The organism is Herbaspirillum sp. B65, from assembly GCF_000333555.1.
Classification (GTDB): domain Bacteria; phylum Pseudomonadota; class Gammaproteobacteria; order Burkholderiales; family Burkholderiaceae_D; genus Herbaspirillum; species Herbaspirillum rubrisubalbicans.
On sequence record NZ_BADI01000661.1, the window covers coordinates 1 to 2079 of the forward strand.

General features: G+C 55.2%; 2 protein-coding genes. One reads left to right on the forward strand and one right to left on the reverse strand.

Translation table 11 applies throughout. The features are described 5' to 3' along the window. Positions 1-10 precede the first annotated feature (10 nt). Positions 11-931 carry a GGDEF domain-containing protein gene (locus I5W_RS15740; RefSeq protein WP_044529938.1) on the reverse strand — a complete coding sequence of 307 codons (921 nt, stop codon included), beginning with the start codon at positions 929-931 and terminating at the stop codon, positions 11-13. Between the two features lie 566 nt (positions 932-1497). Between I5W_RS15740 and I5W_RS15745 the strand changes: the two genes are divergently transcribed. Further along, on the forward strand, positions 1498-2079 hold a 582-nt coding region (locus tag I5W_RS15745; RefSeq protein WP_044529937.1), incomplete at its 3' end, for a sugar nucleotidyltransferase.

The following is a 2079-nucleotide window of genomic DNA, read 5'->3' on the forward strand; positions in this document are numbered from 1 at the left end:
CAGATACAGTTCACTCATCCACGGCGATACAGTCCCGGCCCAGTTGCTTGGCACGGTACAGACGGCGTTCGGCCAGCTCCAGGAAGTCGATGCGCTGGTCCATGGGCGAAGGCACGATGGTGCTCACGCCCTGGCTGATGGTGATGTGTGGCGCCACCTGCGAGCCGGCATGGGGAATGGCGGCTTGTGCAATCAGGCTACGGCAGCGCTGGGCCACTTGCAGGGCGGCCTTTTCATCGCATTCCGGCAGGATCAGCACGAATTCCTCGCCACCATAGCGGGCGAAGAAATCGCGGCTGCGGGTCGCGGTCTGGCTCAGGAGCTGGGCCACCTGTTTCAAGCATTCATCGCCGCGGATGTGGCCGTAGTGGTCGTTGTATTGCTTGAAGTAATCGATGTCGAGCATGATCAGCGACAGCGGCGCGCGGGTGCTTATCGCGTTGGCCCACTCCACTTCGAGTGCGGAATCGAACATGCGGCGGTTGGCCACATTGGTCAGGCCATCCCGGTAGGACAGTGCTTCCAGTTCCTTCTGCAATTCGATCAGACGCGCCTCGGTCTTCTTGCGCTCGGTGATGTCGAACATGAAGCCGATCAGCGCATTGGGGCTGCCATCGGGATTGCGTACCACGTGCACCACGTCGCGGATCCAGACGTGTTCACCATCGCGGGTCAGCGCCCGGTAGTCGGCCTCGTGATCGGCTCCGGCCTTGGATTGCGAGATGCAGAAATTGACCACCGCTTCACGTTCGTCGGCATGGATGCGCATGGCCCAGTCGTCGGCGCTCTTCCAGCTCTCCGGTGTCCAGCCCAGCAATTGCTCGATCTGCGGGCCGATGTAGGTGAATTGCATGGTGCTCCAGTCGATCTTCCAGGGAATTGCCTTGGTCGATTCCAGCAAGGTCTTGTAGACCGCGCTATCGGGTTCCATTGCTTCTTGCGAGGGATAGGTCATTGCGAATCGCTTCTATTTTAAGGATGTTTGTGGCCAGGAAGTGTTCGATGGTGATAGCTGCTGCCTGCTTGTCTGTAGCAAGCACCTAGCATCTCCGTGATGCAGGGCCAAAGGATAACGTGTCTTGGATATCTTTTGAATAGATTGCGCGTTGTTACCTTTTTCCACGCAACCGCCGGCGATATGAACTGTCGGCCCATCGGGATCACACTCATCAACGCAGTAAATCTCGTCTTTATACGATTTCTTTTTGACGAGTGCGTAAGTATTGTGTGCGAGCGTCAAGTTATACCTAATAAGTTTATGAACTACAGGGTCTTTACGTCTTTTTTTTGGGGGCTGCAATGCCTCCCCTGAGTCAAGTGCTTTCAACTGCTATTAATGCGGTGAGAGCGAATTCGTCATCGGTGTGTAGGATAGGAAATGAAGCAGTTGAAAAAGGTGGTTGTTACCCACGATTGTGGACGCTTGACCGAGTCTGATCGCATCCAATTCAGCACTTACCGTGGATTGCTTGGGTTGAGCTATACGGGGTCAAACGCATGAACCGGAAAGGCATCATTCTTTCAGGCGGCGTCGGGTCCCGTCTTCACCCGGCCACCTTGTCGGTTTCCAAGCAGCTCCTGCCAGTCTATGACAAGCCGATGATCTACCATCCACTGACTACCCTGATGCTGGCTGGTATTCGTGACGTCCTGATTATCTCTACTCCACAAGATACCCCGCGATTCGCGCAACTGCTGGGCGATGGGGGGCAATGGGGTATCAACATCCAATATGCCGTTCAGGCCAGTCCAGAGGGACTGGCCCAAGCTTTCATTATCGCCGCTGACTTCATCGGCGGTCATGACTCCACGCTAGTTCTCGGGGATAACATCTTTTACGGCCATGACTTTCGTAGTCTTCTTTGGAGCGCGAACAGCCGTGATGAAGGTGCCACAGTTTTCGCCTACCACGTACATGATCCAGAACGCTATGGGGTTGTTGAGTTCGACTGCGCTGGTAAGGTAATCGGGCTAGAAGAGAAGCCCAAGCTGCCCAGGTCTAATTACGCTGTGACTGGCCTCTACTTCTTCGATAGCACCGTCGTTGACCTCGCTAGAAATCTCACGCCTTCCGATCGC